This window comes from Shewanella sp. SW24 (assembly GCF_025653395.1).
Classification (GTDB): domain Bacteria; phylum Pseudomonadota; class Gammaproteobacteria; order Enterobacterales; family Shewanellaceae; genus Shewanella; species Shewanella oncorhynchi.
The window spans coordinates 35601-51803 of record NZ_JAKKSH010000009.1; the positions used below are offsets into that span (position 1 = coordinate 35601).

13 protein-coding genes and 7 tRNA genes are annotated in these 16203 nt (G+C 46.4%); 11 read left to right on the forward strand and 9 right to left on the reverse strand.

Annotation, left to right across the window (positions count from 1 at the left end; genetic code table 11):
- Nucleotides 1–89: 89 nt before the first annotated feature.
- Nucleotides 90–2669, reverse strand: a complete 2580-nt coding sequence (leuS, locus tag L5M17_RS09320; RefSeq protein ID WP_263146867.1) for a leucine--tRNA ligase — start codon at nucleotides 2667–2669, stop codon at nucleotides 90–92.
- 121 nt (nucleotides 2670–2790) lie between these two features.
- Here leuS and L5M17_RS09325 point away from each other — a divergent pair, with 121 nt between their 5' ends.
- Complete coding sequence (locus L5M17_RS09325; protein ID WP_028761474.1) at nucleotides 2791–3291, forward strand: zinc ribbon-containing protein; 501 nt, start codon at nucleotides 2791–2793, stop codon at nucleotides 3289–3291.
- Nucleotides 3292–3391: 100 nt separating this feature from the next.
- Here the strand turns inward: L5M17_RS09325 and L5M17_RS09330 are convergent, their stop codons facing one another.
- From L5M17_RS09330 to miaB, 7 genes are all read right to left on the reverse strand, one after another.
- Nucleotides 3392–4051 carry a class I SAM-dependent methyltransferase gene (locus L5M17_RS09330; RefSeq protein WP_263146870.1) on the reverse strand — a complete coding sequence of 220 codons (660 nt, stop codon included), beginning with the start codon at nucleotides 4049–4051 and terminating at the stop codon, nucleotides 3392–3394.
- 188 nt (nucleotides 4052–4239) lie between these two features.
- Nucleotides 4240–4743 carry a type II secretion system protein gene (locus L5M17_RS09335; RefSeq protein ID WP_173497498.1) on the reverse strand — a complete coding sequence of 168 codons (504 nt, stop codon included), beginning with the start codon at nucleotides 4741–4743 and terminating at the stop codon, nucleotides 4240–4242.
- A 10-nt stretch (nucleotides 4744–4753) separates the two neighbouring features.
- The gene (gene lnt, locus L5M17_RS09340) at nucleotides 4754–6328 is read right to left on the reverse strand and encodes an apolipoprotein N-acyltransferase (RefSeq protein ID WP_263146873.1); all 1575 of its coding nucleotides are present in this window, start codon (nucleotides 6326–6328) and stop codon (nucleotides 4754–4756) included.
- Nucleotides 6329–6334: 6 nt separating this feature from the next.
- Nucleotides 6335–7210: a CNNM family magnesium/cobalt transport protein CorC gene (gene corC, locus L5M17_RS09345; protein ID WP_006082742.1), complete on the reverse strand. Its 876-nt coding sequence runs from the start codon at nucleotides 7208–7210 to the stop codon at nucleotides 6335–6337.
- Between the two features lie 40 nt (nucleotides 7211–7250).
- Nucleotides 7251–7712 (reverse strand): rRNA maturation RNase YbeY, encoded by a 462-nt coding sequence (gene ybeY, locus L5M17_RS09350; RefSeq protein WP_105251690.1) that lies wholly within the window; start codon nucleotides 7710–7712, stop codon nucleotides 7251–7253.
- On the reverse strand, nucleotides 7702–8751 hold the full coding sequence (locus tag L5M17_RS09355; RefSeq protein ID WP_173243248.1) for a PhoH family protein: 1050 nt from the start codon (nucleotides 8749–8751) through the stop codon (nucleotides 7702–7704). Before L5M17_RS09355 ends, ybeY begins: the two co-directional genes overlap by 11 nt.
- A 219-nt stretch (nucleotides 8752–8970) precedes the next feature.
- On the reverse strand, nucleotides 8971–10395 hold the full coding sequence (gene miaB / locus L5M17_RS09360; protein WP_173243250.1) for a tRNA (N6-isopentenyl adenosine(37)-C2)-methylthiotransferase MiaB: 1425 nt from the start codon (nucleotides 10393–10395) through the stop codon (nucleotides 8971–8973).
- Nucleotides 10396–10759: 364 nt separating this feature from the next.
- Between miaB and L5M17_RS09365 the strand changes: the two genes are divergently transcribed.
- The 10 genes from L5M17_RS09365 (at nucleotide 10760) to L5M17_RS09410 (ending at nucleotide 15066) form a co-directional block, all read left to right on the forward strand.
- Nucleotides 10760–12037 (forward strand): FAD-dependent monooxygenase, encoded by a 1278-nt coding sequence (locus L5M17_RS09365; protein WP_263146879.1) that lies wholly within the window; start codon nucleotides 10760–10762, stop codon nucleotides 12035–12037.
- Between the two features lie 165 nt (nucleotides 12038–12202).
- Nucleotides 12203–12790: an aminoacyl-tRNA hydrolase gene (pth, locus tag L5M17_RS09370; RefSeq protein WP_028761467.1), complete on the forward strand. Its 588-nt coding sequence runs from the start codon at nucleotides 12203–12205 to the stop codon at nucleotides 12788–12790.
- A gap of 132 nt (nucleotides 12791–12922) precedes the next feature.
- Nucleotides 12923–14014, forward strand: coding sequence for a redox-regulated ATPase YchF (ychF, locus tag L5M17_RS09375; RefSeq protein WP_028761466.1), 1092 nt, complete (start codon nucleotides 12923–12925; stop codon nucleotides 14012–14014).
- 208 nt (nucleotides 14015–14222) lie between these two features.
- Nucleotides 14223–14299: transfer RNA gene (locus L5M17_RS09380), tRNA-Met, on the forward strand.
- A gap of 94 nt (nucleotides 14300–14393) precedes the next feature.
- Nucleotides 14394–14478 (forward strand) — tRNA-Leu (locus L5M17_RS09385).
- A gap of 60 nt (nucleotides 14479–14538) precedes the next feature.
- Nucleotides 14539–14613 (forward strand) — tRNA-Gln (locus L5M17_RS09390).
- Between the two features lie 24 nt (nucleotides 14614–14637).
- A tRNA-Gln gene (locus L5M17_RS09395) sits at nucleotides 14638–14712 on the forward strand.
- A gap of 2 nt (nucleotides 14713–14714) precedes the next feature.
- Nucleotides 14715–14791 (forward strand) — tRNA-Met (locus L5M17_RS09400).
- 75 nt (nucleotides 14792–14866) lie between these two features.
- Nucleotides 14867–14951: transfer RNA gene (locus L5M17_RS09405), tRNA-Leu, on the forward strand.
- Between the two features lie 40 nt (nucleotides 14952–14991).
- Nucleotides 14992–15066: transfer RNA gene (locus L5M17_RS09410), tRNA-Gln, on the forward strand.
- Nucleotides 15067–15274: 208 nt separating this feature from the next.
- Here the strand turns inward: L5M17_RS09410 and L5M17_RS09415 are convergent.
- Nucleotides 15275–16009, reverse strand: coding sequence for a hypothetical protein (locus L5M17_RS09415; RefSeq protein WP_263147019.1), 735 nt, complete (start codon nucleotides 16007–16009; stop codon nucleotides 15275–15277).
- Between the last annotated feature and the right edge of the window lie 194 nt (nucleotides 16010–16203).

A 16203-nucleotide genomic window follows, 5' to 3' on the forward strand; every position in this document is an offset into this window, starting at 1 on the left:
TTTCCTATTCGTGGTATACCCTGCTGACTTGAAGTTGCAGCTATGCTGCAACTTCATTGGCTTTGAGTATAGCGAGTTATTAGCAGCCGTTAATTGGCCACTATGCTGAGCAGTTTGCCCGGCACATAGATCACTTTACGTACTGTCAGGCCGTCTAGGTATTTGATCACGTGTTCATCACTCATGCCTAAGGCTTCTACTGATTCTTTATCAGCGTCGGCGGCCACTGTGATTTTTGCGCGAACTTTACCGTTGACTTGCACAACGATGAGCTTGCTGTCTTCAACTAGCGCAGCTTCATCAACGACCGGCCATTGGCTATCTTCGATGTTGCTTGCATTACCTAACTCGTTCCACAGGTTAAAGCTCACATGAGGAATGATAGGGTACAGCAAACGCACGATGGCGGATAAGGCTTCGCCGATAATGGCGTTGTCTTGGCCTGTCGTTTGTGGCGCCTTTTGCAGATGGTTCATCAGTTCCATCACGGCGGCAACCGCAGTGTTGAACATCTGACGGCGGCCGATATCGTCGGTCACTTTCGCGATCGTCTTGTGGACTTCACGGCGCAGCGCTTTTTGATCGGCAGTTAACTTGCTGACATCTAAGGCTTCGCTGTTATCTTGGTTCACATGCTCGTTTGCAAGCTTCCACAGACGTTTAATGAAGCGGTGTGCGCCTTCAACGCCAGATTCTTGCCATTCCAGAGTTAATTCTGGTGGTGAGGCGAACATCATAAATAGGCGAACCGTATCGGCTCCGTATTTTTCGACCATGACTTGAGGATCGATACCATTGTTTTTCGACTTAGACATCTTGCTCATGCCAGTATAAACCAGCTCGTTGCCGTCTTTGTCGATAGCCTTAGTAATACGGCCCTTGTCGTCTTTTTCTGTGGTAGCTACATCTAAAGGCGAAACCCATACACGGGCGCCTTTTTCGTTGATGTAGTAGAAAGCATCGGCCAACACCATGCCTTGGGTCAGCAGTTGTTTGGCTGGCTCGTTAGAGTTAACCAGACCCGCATCCCGCAGCAACTTGTGGAAGAAGCGGAAATATAACAAATGCATACAAGCGTGTTCGATACCGCCAATGTATTGATCCACAGGTAGCCAGTAGTTGGCTTTAGCGGGATCTAACATTTCGTCTGCATGCGGGCTGCAGTAACGGGCGTAATACCAAGAGGATTCCATAAAGGTATCGAAGGTATCGGTTTCGCGCAGCGCATCTTGGCCATTAACTTGGGTTTTTGCCCATTCTTTATCGGCCTTGATTGGGCTTTGAATACCGTCCATTACGACATCTTCTGGCAGCAATACTGGCAGTTGATCTGCAGGTGTAGGGATCACAGTGCCGTCGGCTAAGGTCACCATAGGAATAGGTGCGCCCCAGTAACGCTGACGTGAAACACCCCAATCACGTAGACGATAGTTGACTTGGCGCTTGCCTTTACCTTCGGCGACTAACTTATTAGCAATGGCATTAAAGCCCGCTTCAAAGTCTAAACCGTCAAACTCTCCCGAGTTAAACAGTACGCCTTTTTCGGTATAAGCGGCTTCGCTAATGTCCACTTCGCCATCAACTGGCTTGATCACAGCCTCAATTGCTAGACCATATTTTTTTGCAAATTCAAAGTCACGTTGGTCGTGGCCTGGAACTGACATCACAGCGCCTGTGCCATAGTTCATCAACACAAAGTTAGCTGCCCAAATCGGGACTTGCTTACCAGTGATAGGATGAATGGCGAAAAGCCCTGTAGCGACACCGCGTTTTTCCATTGTCGCGAGTTCGGCTTCTGATGTTGTGCTGTTTTTGCACTCATCGATAAAGGCGGCAAGCTCTGGATTGGTTTGCGCGGCGACTTCAGCTAATGGATGACCTGCGGCAATCGCCACATAGGTCACGCCCATTAAGGTATCTGGACGTGTGGTATAGATATCGAAGCTTTTATCGTGACCTGCGACGCCGAAGGTCATTTCCACACCTTCGCTGCGACCAATCCAGTTGCGCTGCATGGTCTTAACCTGTTCAGGCCAGCCATCTAAGGTATCGATATCGTTTAACAATTCTTCTGCATAGGCAGTGATCTTAATAAACCACTGTGGAATTTCTTTTTGTTCCACAGGGGTATCACAGCGCCAGCAGCAACCGTCTTGAACTTGCTCGTTCGCCAGTACGGTTTCATCGTTTGGACACCAGTTGACTGAAGCTGTCTTTTTGTAGACTAGGCCTTTCTCGTACAACTTAGTGAAGAACCATTGTTCCCAGCGATAATATTCAGGGGTACAAGTGGCGATTTCACGGCTCCAATCGTAACCAAAACCCAGCAATTTCAGCTGGTTCTTCATGTATTCTATATTTTCATAGGTCCATGGCGCAGGCGCAGTCTTGTTGTTAATCGCGGCATTTTCTGCGGGCAAACCAAATGAGTCCCAACCAATAGGCTGGAGCACGTTTTTGCCTTGAAGACGTTGAAAGCGTGCAACTACGTCACCTATGGTATAGTTGCGTACGTGTCCCATGTGGAGTCTGCCAGAAGGGTACGGAAACATCGAAAGGCAATAAAACTTTTCTTTGTTTGCGTCTTCAGTGACTTCGAAGGTTTTGTTGTCATGCCAGTGCTTTTGCACTAAGGCTTCAATTTCTGAGGGATTATATTGCTCTTGCATCACTCTATTTCCGGCAGTGCCGCCTATTATTGGATCTAACGCCATATCAGCGCGAGTAAGATCTGCATAGAATAAACTAGAAGCGATGCATTAAAAAGGTTCGTATGAAGGAGTATTGGTTATGAATGATAGAAGTAACGCGTTACTAGGACTGTATCAAGCCTTAATTACCGAAGTGAAATCTCAATTTGCAGAAGATAACACTATGACTGTAAAGAACTTATTCAATTCTGTCACTCAAGGTAAGGAGTATTTACGTCTTAAAGAACAGGCCGGGGAAGATGAACTCGCTTTAGTCGAACAATTCTTAAAGCGTGATATTACGAGTTTTCTCCGTGAGCAGAACGCGGATAGTTTGAGTCATAGCCCAACCGTGATTACTTTAGAGAATACGCTTTGGCATTGGCTCAGTGAAATCACCGACCGCAGCCAAGTCGAATGGCATGAGTTAACGCAAGATTTTAAGCACCAAGGCTACTACAAGAGTGGTGACATAGTGAATCAGGGCATCATGGTGTGCACTAACTGTGGCAATGAAATGAGTATTGAATTTCCAAGTCCCATCCCAGATTGTCCAGAGTGTGATCATGAAGAATTTACCCGCGAGCCGCTAACGCCTTAATTAAGGTGATGATGTTATGCAGCTAAAACGACGCCTCAGCGTCGTTTTTTTAGAGTTCTATTAGACCTAAATGGCTCATATTTGCATTAATTAGGCTGTATCAACTGTTGGTACGAGAGTAGCTGAGGATTTGACCGCCAAAGGGCGCCAATAAAAATTCAGTGTGAATGGGTTTATGTTGTGTATGTTCGTAACCTAAGGTCACCATACGTTTACTGAATTTTGCATGATTACCACGACCGGGATCGACTAAGACTACATCACAAATTGGTTTAGCATGCTGCTCAATAAATTGTGATAAGAGATCGGCATGTTCTTGTTCGTACAAGAGATCGCTGCCAATAATGAGGTCAAATAAACCTAAATTAGTTTGTGCATCTGCCCATCCTGTTCGTACAAACGGAATCGCACGACCATGATTTAAATCGACATTTTGCTTAAGGAAATTTTCCGACTCGGGGTGATAGTCGGTTGCTGTGATGTCGGCATGTCTGTGGTTTAGCACTAGACTTGCCAGCCCTATACCGCAGCCAACCTCAAGAATGCGTTTATTATCAATTTGATAATCGGCCATATGATGGGATAGCACTTGGCTAGACGGCCAAACTATGCCAAATAATGGCCAAGTAGCGGAGGAAATACCGAGCTTTTCAGCTTCGCCATCTAGGTCTTCAAATTCTTGGTTATTTCTTAGGGTTCTGACATGAATGTCGAGATCCCCAAATTCGTGGGTTTGGTAGCGCACGCGAAGCTGTGCCATAGAGTTGCCTTGACTGTGTACCTTGGTTAAGGAACGAGGTAATGGTACCAATCATATTGGCTATGCAGACACAGTTACTGTGATTGGTATAAGGCCACGTCTAATCGTTCACCTTAACGTGGAACGCGCAATCAGCCTAATGTATTCGCAGACAATTGCGGGATAACACAGGTCAACTGAGTGTCAGCCTAACAACCTTGGGTGCTGATATCATATTGCGGCGCAGTGTTGGCATCGCTGGCTTGGGTGTAGCGGAAATAGCATTGGTCATCATTCACTAAGGAATTGTTGTTAAGATCGTAACCTATGTAAGTGATATCAACGCCTTGATATTGGATGATAAGTTTATCATCTGAGGTGATCCAGTTTTCCACATCAGTATTATCGAGGTAACCCCATTTCAATCTGGTATCGGGCGTGCCATCACCATTGAGGTCGATATCAATAATATCATCGCGCCCAGCTACCGCTTGGCTTAGTAGGCTAGGCATTTGGGTTTTTGAGTAAGCAAGCATATTGGCTGTTTTAACGCTGGCTTGTACTTGGCTTAAGGTTTGTACCCGCGCTTCTTTACTTAAACCGATAAATCTAGGCGCGGCGATCACAGCCAAGATCCCAAGCACAATAATCACAACGACAAGTTCAATTAAGGTAAAACCTGCCACATCTTGTTTATTGACTTGGTAATGCATGGCCTCAATCCTATTGCGTTTTAAAACGTCGGGCAAGACCGAGTAGAACGATTAAACCACAGAGTATCAGTAGGGGCATTTGGCCTAATTTTGTAAACCAAGTTTGTCCTGTGACTAATGGAATAGTTGCACTTAGCACGCCTATTTCAAACTGTGGTAATGACGCTGTGATATTGCCATGCTCATCGACTATGGCTGTCACGCCATTGTTGGTTGTGCGTAATAGAGGCCGACCCAATTCAACCGCGCGCATTTGAGCGATTTCCATATGCTGTAATGGCCCATTTGAGCTACCAAACCATGCATCGTTAGAGACAGTTAATAGTATATCTGTCCCTTGATTAACGTTGTCGCGCAACTGTTCCGGAAAGGCTATTTCATAACAAATCGCGGGCGCGATTTTATGGCCTAGGGCGCTGAGGTTCGGCTGTTGATATTCGCCTCGTGTAAAGGACGACATGGGCAAATTAAAGAAAGGTGCTATCGGGCGCAGCAGCGTTTCAAAGGGGACAAACTCGCCAATTGGCAACAGATGGTGTTTCTTAAATTGATTGCTACCATCGCCCTCATAGTCTGGGCCTGCTTGTTGTTTCTGATTATGATTACCAAGCACAATCAATGAATTATAGAACTCATTGTTTTGATGGCTAATAATGCCTGTGATAATTGAGGTATGGTTTAGATTGGCGACTTTATTGGCGTTATCTAAAAAGTCCTGCACCATAGATTCTGGCGCTGGAATTGCTGCTTCTGGCCAAATAATGATATCGGCATCCAGATGTTCGCGGGATAAATCCATGTATTTTAACAGCGTCGGCCACAGGGCATCGGGTTCCCACTTCATGCTTTGGGGAATATTGCCTTGTACCAGTGCCACTTTAACATTTTCACCCGTAGGATGAATGTCCCAAAGTTTAGGCGCAGCCCACACGGCCAGAATGCTGAGCGGCAGTAAAAGCAGTAAGCTCTTATAACGCTTAGTAAAACAAAGCGCTAATGCACCAGCGAGCATGGCCAATACAAAACTTATTCCCAGTGTGCCTATGATGCTGGCAAGGGGTTTTAGCGGCCCTTGAGTTTGCGAGTAACCCGCCCATAACCAAGGGAAGCCTGTCATTACCCAGCCACGAGCCCATTCGGTCAAGGTCCATAACGCGGGGAATAGGGCGAGATTACGCCAAAGACCAAATCGAGTTTCACCATCATGGCTCAGCGTTTTAGTTAACCAAACCAGCGCTAAACCAGTTAGCGCGGGATACAAGGCTAAATACAAGGCTAGCAAGGCCATTAACCCAACGGAGGCAATGAGCGGCATACCACCAAAGGTATCCATGCTCACGTGAACCCAGCTGATCCCTACGGCAAAACAGCCAAATCCAAAGCTTAACCAATAGTAAAAGCTTGCCTTAGCGCTCAGCGTTCGGCTGTGCCAGAGGGCAATCGCCATGGCAAACGGATAGATTATCCAAATGGAATAAGGCGCAAATGAAAGCGCCGTACTGGCGCCAAGGGCAAATGCAAGTACGAGTCTCAAAGCACTAGGTTGGGACTGTTGTTGGGCAAAAGCCCTGATTTTTTTTAGCACGAGTGATTATTCTACGTCTTCGCCAGTATTAGGATCGGGGAGTTTAACTCTGAGTTGGATTAAACGCCTAGTGTCAGCATTGATGACTTTAAATTCTATGCCTTCAATGATGATGCTCTCGTTACGTTCTGGCAGATGGCCAAAGGCGTGTGAGACTAAGCCACCGACGGTATCAAACTCTTCATCGCTGAATTCAGTGTTGAATTCTTCGTTGAAATCTTCGATTGGCGTCAAAGCTTTAACCATATAAACCGTGTTACCAACTTTGCGGATCTCGGTTTCTTCAGTGCTATCGTGGTCGAATTCGTCTTCAATTTCGCCGACAATTTCTTCAAGAATATCTTCGATAGTCACAAGACCCGATACGCCGCCGTACTCGTCAACCACAATCGCCATATGGTAGCGTTGAGAGCGGAATTCTTTTAGCAGAACATCGACGCGTTTGCTTTCGGGCACAACCACGGCGGGACGGATCACGCGATCCAGTGAGAAGGGCTCATCACTGTTGGAGAAACCGTAAGGGATCAAATCTTTGGCAAGCAATATGCCTTCGATATGGTCTTTATCTTCGTTAACGACGGGGAAGCGCGAGTGACCTGAACCAATCACAGTCGCAAGTAACTCTTCGACCGAGTTGTCTATCTGGAGGGCGACAATTTGAGCTCTTGGGATCATGATATCCCGAACACGCATATCAGAAACGTCTAATACACCTTTTATCATCTCGCGGGTGTCTTGGGTGATCAAATCGCGCTGCTCGGCACCATCAATCACATCAACTAGATCTTCGCGATTTTGAGGTTCGCCCTGAAATAGCTGACTTACTCTATCAAACCAACCTTTCTTGTGGGCGTTCGTACTAGGGGGGATATCGTCACTCATAGTTTTCTCATTAGCTTTTGATAGGGATTATCTTAGCTAATTATTGTTCCTTATATGGGTCAGTAAAACCTAAGCTTTCAATGAGTTGAGTCTCTAATGACTCCATCTCTTCGGCTTCTTCATCATCGATGTGATCATACCCTAGCAGATGCAAGCAACCATGTACAACCATGTGTGCCCAGTGCGCTTCTAGTGGTTTTTGTTGTTCACGGGCTTCATTTTCAACGACTGCCGCGCAAATGACAAGATCTCCGAGTAAAGGAAGTTCAATTTCTGGTGGTGCTTCAAAGGGAAATGACAGTACATTGGTCGGTTTGTCTTTACCGCGATAGGTATTGTTGAGCATTTGGCTCTCGCGGCTATCGACGATACGTATGGTTAATTCAGCTTCATCCATGCTATTGCCAATTGCGGTAGTGACCCAAAGGGCGAATTGTTCGTCCGTTGGCAGCCACTCACTGGTGCTGGCATGTTGAATATCTAAGGCTAACTCAAGACTCATGTGTTGCGGCTTCCTGCTGTTGCTTTTGGTACTGGCTTTCTTTTTTGGCTTTTAAGGTTTGCTCTTTTAACTCGAAGGCTTCATAGGCTTCAACGATACGGGCAACCACAGGATGGCGCACTACATCTTGGGAGACAAAAAAGTTAAAGCTGATTTCTTCGACTTGGCTTAACACTTCAATCGCGTGACGTAGTCCTGACTTTTGATGTTTAGGTAAGTCGGTTTGAGTGATGTCGCCTGTGATCACCGCACGGGAATTGAAACCGATACGGGTAAGGAACATCTTCATCTGCTCGATTGTGGTGTTTTGGCTTTCATCGAGAATAATAAAGGCATCGTTCAAGGTACGACCGCGCATATAGGCAAGCGGTGCCACTTCTATTACATTTTTCTCGATGAGGCGTTCCACTTTTTCAAAGCCAAGCATTTCGAACAGGGCATCGTAGAGCGGACGCAAATAGGGGTCTACCTTTTGACTTAAGTCACCGGGTAAGAAACCGAGTTTTTCACCCGCTTCCACTGCAGGGCGAGTCAGCAGAATGCGGCGCACTTCTTGGCGCTCTAACGCATCTACTGCCGCTGCTACGGCAAGGTAGGTTTTGCCCGTTCCTGCAGGACCAATACCGAAGGTAATATCGTGACGCGTAATATTGGCCACATATAAGCTTTGATTCGGATTGCGTGGCTTAATGACACCGCGGCGGGTTTTGATATTAATACCGCTGTCGTCGTTAGCGTCTGCTTGCTCTAGGGCAATGGCCGCTTGAATGGCGATATGGACTTGCTCAGGCTCAAGATCGGGCGTGCTGCCTTTCACCGTTTGGGTCTCGATGTAGAGTTCTTTGAGTAAGTTGTTGGCGCTTAAACAATTGCGTGGCAGTCCGGTGATCTGGAAATGATTGTTCTTACGGACGATTTCAACGCCAACGCGACGTTCTATCTGCTTGATATTGTCATCGAATGGACCGCACAGTGAAGCCAAACGGCGTGTTTCTGCGGGTTCGATATACAGATTCATGGTAGTTAATTTACTGGACAAATAGCACTCCCAATAGCGAATAAGAAAGCAAGGTACGAGGTTGGTTAACCATCGCAAGATAATTTTAGTTTACGAGCCATAGCCGATAATTGCTAACGGAAAATAGCAATTGCCTCGGTAGACTTAAATAAAAGTGCGTTAAAGCAAAAGGGCGACTAAGTCGCCCTTCTTTATATAGGTACTGATATCGGTACTGTTTAAGTTAAGCCGATTTAACGCTTATGGCTTAAATTGAGTCACACCCAGTTCATCATCTTGCTTGCGCTTGGCCAGAATTTCTGCAGGGCGCAGGCTACGACGTAGATCCATTTCATCTTCGCCGCGAATAAAAGTACCACGCAGTGAGTTAGTGTAAACGTCGACGATTTCGACATCCACGAAAGTACCAATGTGTTTTGGCTGACCTTCGAAGTTCACCACTCGGTTGTTCTCAGTACGGCCGCGCAGTTCCATAGGATTCTTCACCGATGGTCCTTCAACCAGAATACGTTGCACTGTGCCCATCATGTGGCGGCTGTAGCGCATGGCTTGCTGGGTGATGCGGTCTTGCAGAATCGCCAGACGTTGTTTTTTCTCTTCCATATCGACGTTATCGGGTAAATCTGCCGCTGGCGTGCCCGGACGTGCGCTATAGATAAAGCTGAAGCTGTGGTCGAAACCTATGTCTTCAATTAACTTCATGGTATCGGCAAAGTCTTCTTTGGTTTCGCCAGGGAAGCCAATGATAAAGTCCGAGCTGATTTGAATCCCTTCACGGGCTTTACGCAGGCGGCGGATGATTGACTTATATTCAATCGCCATATGGCCGCGTTTCATCGCTGTGAGAATACGGTCAGAACCCGATTGCACTGGCAAGTGCAAGAAGCTTACAAGCTCAGGGGTATCTTCGTAAACGTCGATGATATCTTGTGTAAATTCAATCGGGTGACTCGTCGTGAAGCGGATACGGTCGATACCGTCGATGGCTGCCACGAAGCGCAGTAATTCCGCAAAAGTACAAATTGCGCCATCGTGAGTTGCGCCGCGATAGGCATTCACGTTTTGGCCTAGCAAGTTTACTTCGCGCACACCTTGCTCTGCCAATTGGGCGATTTCAAGGATAATATCGTCCGATGGACGGCTGACTTCTTCGCCGCGAGTATAAGGCACAACACAGAACGAGCAGTATTTGCTGCAACCTTCCATGATAGACACAAACGCGGTTGGGCCTTCGGCGCGTGGCTCTGGCAGACGGTCGAATTTTTCGATTTCAGGGAAGCTGATATCGATAACCGCTTTGTCGCCACGGCGCACTTGCTCGATCATCTCGGGCAGACGGTGCAATGTTTGTGGTCCGAAAATAATGTCGACACATTGGGCTCTGTCTTTAATGGCTTTGCCTTCTTGTGAGGCAACGCAGCCGCCCACGCCAATAATCAAATTGGGATTTTTATCTTTAAGCGTCTTCCAGCGTCCTAGCTGATGGAACACTTTTTCTTGCGCTTTTTCGCGGATAGAACAAGTGTTGAGCAGGAGAATGTCTGCCTCAGACGCTTCTTCAGTCAAGGTATAACCTTGGTATTCGCCTAACAGATCAGCCATCTTGGATGAGTCATACTCATTCATTTGACAGCCCCAAGTCTTGATATGGAGTTTCTTACTCATCAGTTGTGTCGCCCTAAGATGACCAATAAAATAGCGCGACATTTTACCTGCTGTTACGGCTGCTGACCAGCTTTGTCCACACTTTTAGCTGTTGGCTTTTGCCAAGGGCGATACCCTCACAAATGCTAGGTTTTTATTGTTCGGCTGCATTTGGGCAAGATTAATATTGTTAACAGGTTGAGCTTTCGTTATTTCCAGCAAACTATTCGGGCTTGAATGCCTATGTCTTCACGGATTTCGAATCGAAATGCGCTCAACATTTCCGTGGTATCTTGATATAAGGCATAATCAAGCGGGTTTGTGAAAAGTCGCTTAAGCAGAAATACAGAAGGGCTTAAAGGTGGTAACTAAGGTGGAAAGTAGGATGAGCCAGATTGAAGAGACACATGCACAGATGATATCCGACACCACAGATTCTAACGTGACTCATTCTGACGTTACTCATGCTGAAGGCACTCATGCTGAAAGTACTGAGTTCGACGTCATTCTTGTCGGCGGCGGCATGGTTGGTGCGGCGACGGCAATTGGATTAGCCCAACAGGGTTTGCAAGTGGCGGTGATTGAATCTTTTGCGCCAGAGGCTTATCAAGCCGAACAGCCATTAGATGTGCGAGTCTCGGCCATCAGTGTTGCTTCTGAAACGCTGCTTGAACGTCTTGGCGCCTTGGACTCATTGCTCAAGATGCGTAATGTACCTTATTTGGGCTTAGAAACTTGGGAGCTCGATGGCTGTATCACCCAATTCCACTGTTCGCAAATTGGTGCCAGCCATTTAGGTCATATAGTCGAAAACCGTTTAATCCAACTCGCCCTGTGGCAACAGATGACACTATTAGCTGGCATCACCTTATATTGTCCCGATAAAGTGGTGGCATTTGCCCGCGATAGCGACGGTGTGAGCGTGCACTTACAGTCAAATAGTAAACTGACCGCTAAGTTGTTGGTTGGCGCCGATGGTGCTCACTCGCAGGTACGTCAATGGGCGGGAATTGGCATTTCGGGTTGGGATTACGCTCAATCGGCCATGTTGATTAATATCAACACCGCACAGGGGCAACAGGATGTGACTTGGCAGCAGTTTACGCCCAAAGGACCGCGTTCATTATTACCTTTACCTGGCAATAACGCTTCGCTGGTGTGGTACGACGATGCCAATCGAATTAAGCAGTTAATGCAGCTTAATAATAAACAGCTTGCAGATCAGATAAGAGTGCATTTCCCAGCGCGTTTGGACGCTGATTTTACCGTTGAGAATAAAGGCAGTTTTGGCCTCACTCGTCGCCATGCCCAGCGCTACTATAGTCATAATGTGGTGATTTTAGGTGATGCCGCTCACACCATTAATCCCCTCGCAGGCCAAGGGGTGAACCTTGGGTTTAAGGATGTCGAAGCATTTTTGGCGGTAATAAAGGAGGCATTAACTCAAAATAACCTCTGGTGGTCGAATGAAGTGCTTGCCCAATATCAGCGCAAGCGTTATCGCGATAATCAATTGATGATGACGGCGATGGATTTGTTTTACGCCGGTTTTAGCAACGATATTCTGCCGCTAAAGCTGCTGCGTAATGGCGCGTTAAAGTTAGCAAACATCAATTCTCCGCTCAAAAAGACTGTCCTTAAATATGCTATGGGGCTTAATTAACGCTTTGTTGTTCTGTGTTCTGACCTTGTGTTCTGCTCCTGTGCGATGACGTGGCATTTGTTGACTTGGGGTTTGAGTGCTAAAATGCCGCGTTTTTAGCTGGTATGGTCAGTTCAGTCGGCTCTTTGCGCGGCTGTCATCGACGAAATAACGATATTGAGTGTCATGAGCGAAATAAAATTAATAGTTGGTCTGGCTAATCCAGGTGCTGAATATGCACACACTCGCCATAATGCGGGGGCTTGGTACGTACTTGAGTTAGCGAGAATTTGCGGCGTGACTTTAGTGGCCGATAGTAAGTATTTTGGTTTGACCGCCAGAGCCGTATTGCACGGTAAAGATGTCCGCTTATTGATCCCGACGACTTATATGAATTTAAGCGGTAAAGCGGTTGGCGCTTTGGCGAATTTTTTTCGTATCACGCCGGAAGAGATTCTGGTCGCTCACGATGAACTCGATCTGCCGCCCGGTGTGGCTAAGTTTAAGCTCGGTGGCGGTCATGGCGGCCACAATGGTCTGAAAGATATTATTGCTAAACTGGCTAACGATAAAAACTTCTACCGTTTACGCTTAGGTATCGGTCATCCCGGTGATAAAAATCAAGTGAGTGGTTACGTACTGGGAAAAGCGCCTGCTAAAGAGCAAGAACTTATCGAGGCGGCGATAGATGAAGCCGTGCGTTCTACCGAAATTTTGTTTAAACAAGACATGGTGAAAGCCATGAACAGATTACACTCCTTTAAAGCGGAGTAGGTTTTGCCTTTGGCGAGACTTAAGTGATTCAAGTGATTTAATTATTCAGTAATGTGCTGCCATAGGGCAGGACGACTAAACCTCGCTGATGAGTGTGACTTGTCAGCCAATAATCGAGAGAAAGGTAAGCATATGGGTTTTAAATGCGGCATTGTTGGTCTTCCTAACGTAGGTAAATCAACGCTTTTTAATGCGTTAACTAAGGCTGGCATCGAAGCGGCTAACTTCCCGTTTTGTACCATTGAACCTAACACTGGTGTTGTACCTGTGCCGGATCCACGTCTGGATGCGTTAGCTGCGATTGTGAATCCACAACGTGTGTTACCTACCACCATGGAATTCGTGGATATTGCGGGTCTTGTGGCTGGCGCATCTAAAGGCGAAGGCTTAGGTAACAAGTTCCTCGCTAACATCCGTGAAACCGATGCGATTGGTCATGTAGTACGTTGTTTTGATGATGACAACATTGTTCACGTTGCTAACAAGGTTGATCCTGCTGGCGATATCGAAGTCATCAACACTGAATTAGCGTTAGCTGACTTAGACAGTTTAGAGCGTGCGGTTCAGCGTCAGCAGAAACGTGCTAAAGGTGGCGATAAAGACGCTAAGTTTGAAGTGGAAGTATTAGAAAAAATGCGCCCCATTTTAGACGAAGCTAAAATGTTGCGTTCAATGGATTTATCGAAAGAAGAGCTGGAAGCGGTGGCTTATCTGAACTTCTTAACCTTAAAACCGACCATGTATATTGCTAACGTGGCGGAAGATGGTTTTGAAAATAACCCGCACTTAGATGCCGTTCGCGCCATTGCTGCGACAGAAAACGCTATCGTTGTTGCCGTATGTGCGGCGATTGAATCTGAACTGGCCGAGATGGAAATCGAGGAGCGCGATGAATTTATGGCGGATCTGGGTATCGAAGAACCAGGTTTAGATCGTGTGATCCGCGCAGGTTATGAATTACTGAATCTGCAAACCTATTTCACCGCAGGCGTGAAAGAAGTGCGTGCTTGGACTGTGCCAGTGGGTGCGAGTGCTCCGCAAGCGGCGGGTGTTATCCATACCGATTTTGAACGTGGTTTTATCCGTGCCCAAGTGATGGCATTTGATGACTTTATTGCCCACAAAGGTGAAGCTGGCGCGAAAGAAGCCGGTAAGTTACGCGTGGAAGGTAAAACCTATATCGTTAAAGATGGCGATGTGATGCATTTCCTGTTTAACGTATAACAAAGCTTATTCACGCTGTAAGTCTCGATAAATTAAGCTAAGTATGAGCAACAAGGTGTTATTTAGCACATCTGTTGCTCAGTTTGGTGAAGTAATAGCCGAACAGCTTAACCTAAGGGAAATAGCGAAAAAAAGCTGTTGACCTAGATACCTTGAATAAGCATAATACGCCCCGTTCCTCGCTGAGAGGGGCGCGTAATATCGATGTGGCAATGTAGCTCAGCTGGTTAGAGCACAGCACTCATAATGCTGGGGTCGCAGGTTCAAGTCCCGCCATTGCTACCATTTTATTTAAGATAAATTTCTTATATAAAATGAATCACGATTTTACTCTAGCATTGATTGCTAGCATCTCTTCACGATGTAAACATGAAACTGTGCGGGAATGGTGAAATTGGTAGACACGCCAGATTTAGGTTCTGGTGCCGCAAGGTGTGAGAGTTCAAGTCTCTCTTCCCGTACCATTTTTTAGATATATGAATTTAGAAACATCGGCGATAGCGGATGTTTGAAACAGAGTTAGTTGGGGTATCGCCAAGTGGTAAGGCACCGGGTTTTGATCTCGGCATTCCAAGGTTCGAATCCTTGTACCCCAGCCATTTTTTCTCAGTTTCCAAGTTGATTGGGGTATCGCCAAGTGGTAAGGCACCGGGTTTTGATCTCGGCATTCCAAGGTTCGAATCCTTGTACCCCAGCCATTGGCAATGTAGCTCAGCTGGTTAGAGCACAGCACTCATAATGCTGGGGTCGCAGGTTCAAGTCCCGCCATTGCTACCATATTTAACTCTGTTAAAGTGATTTATCAGAGAAAAATCCAAAAATGTTGAATAGACAATTTTGGTACATTTTGATGCGGGAATGGTGAAATTGGTAGACACGCCAGATTTAGGTTCTGGTGCCGCGAGGTGTGAGAGTTCAAGTCTCTCTTCCCGTACCATCAAAATGCAATCTTCGATAGAAGATTAAACACAGTTTATTGGGGTATCGCCAAGTGGTAAGGCACCGGGTTTTGATCTCGGCATCCCAAGGTTCGAATCCTTGTACCCCAGCCAAAAAGTTAAAAAGCCTGTCTTCGGACAGGCTTTTTGCTTTTTAACTTTTAACTATTTTCAGCTTAGCGTTATTTTGCTTTCAGTTTCCCTTCAATATTAGCCCTTCCAGCCTTTCCCTTGTCTCTATAATTCCCGTTGGTTGTGGCAATTCAGCTATTTTCAAAGTTAATCCACAGTGCCATTTGAGCTGGCACTGTGGTGATCCGTTTTATTGCTTTTTGACTTCAGGAGCAACGGGTGGCGATTTTATTTCTGCTGGATCCGCTGGAGCCGCTGGAGCCGCTGGAACGGCGACTTTTGCAGCTGCTTCAGTGATATTGATTGGCATTGCAGCATTCTTAATGACGGCATTCTCTGTGACCGCACTATCAATAACGGCACCTTGGGCCGCTTTAACATCACCTGTTGCAACGGCTTTGACTGCATCAGGTATTGCTAACTGTTGCTGTACTTGATTTGCGCCCGCTTCTAAGGCTTTTTGTTGTAACTTCTGTGGATCCGTATAGTCGGCTAATTCCTTCGGCCAACTTGGGACCCGTTTTTCTGCCTGATTACTGAATTGCTCAGAAATCACTAAGGGTGCACCGCCTTTCATCAGCATGACTGCCATTTGGTTGGTGTCTGAGTTCCAAACTAGACCCGCTTTTTCGGCCATTTCGGGGACCGGGGTGTAAGTTGACACTAAGTAGATGAGTGGACCTTCCTGTTGGATCTTGTCGGCCGTTTTGAGCAGGGACAGGGTGGTATCGTAATTTTTACCCAGCAATTCCTGCATACGGTTCTTGATGAGCGGTTGTTCGAATAATCCGACATCGTTCGGATCTAAACCGACAAGGGGTTTAAGCAAGGCCCACATGAGCTGGCCTTGAGGTGACATTAATAATAGTGGTGCAACACAGGCGTTGAGCATTAATGCGAGCCACACAATATGCAGGCAGCGCATTTTTTTGAGCAGAGATGTACTCAAGATGATATTTCCTTGGAAGTACCAGCAAGTCGCCGGCGGCGGATTGTAGCTGATTGGCATAAGGTAAACGAGAGGGGAGCAAAGTAAATTTTAAGCAAAAAAAATAGCCCAAATGTTGGATTTTATCCTTTTGAATTTGAAGGGTATTTACAGGTGATACAATAAATTAT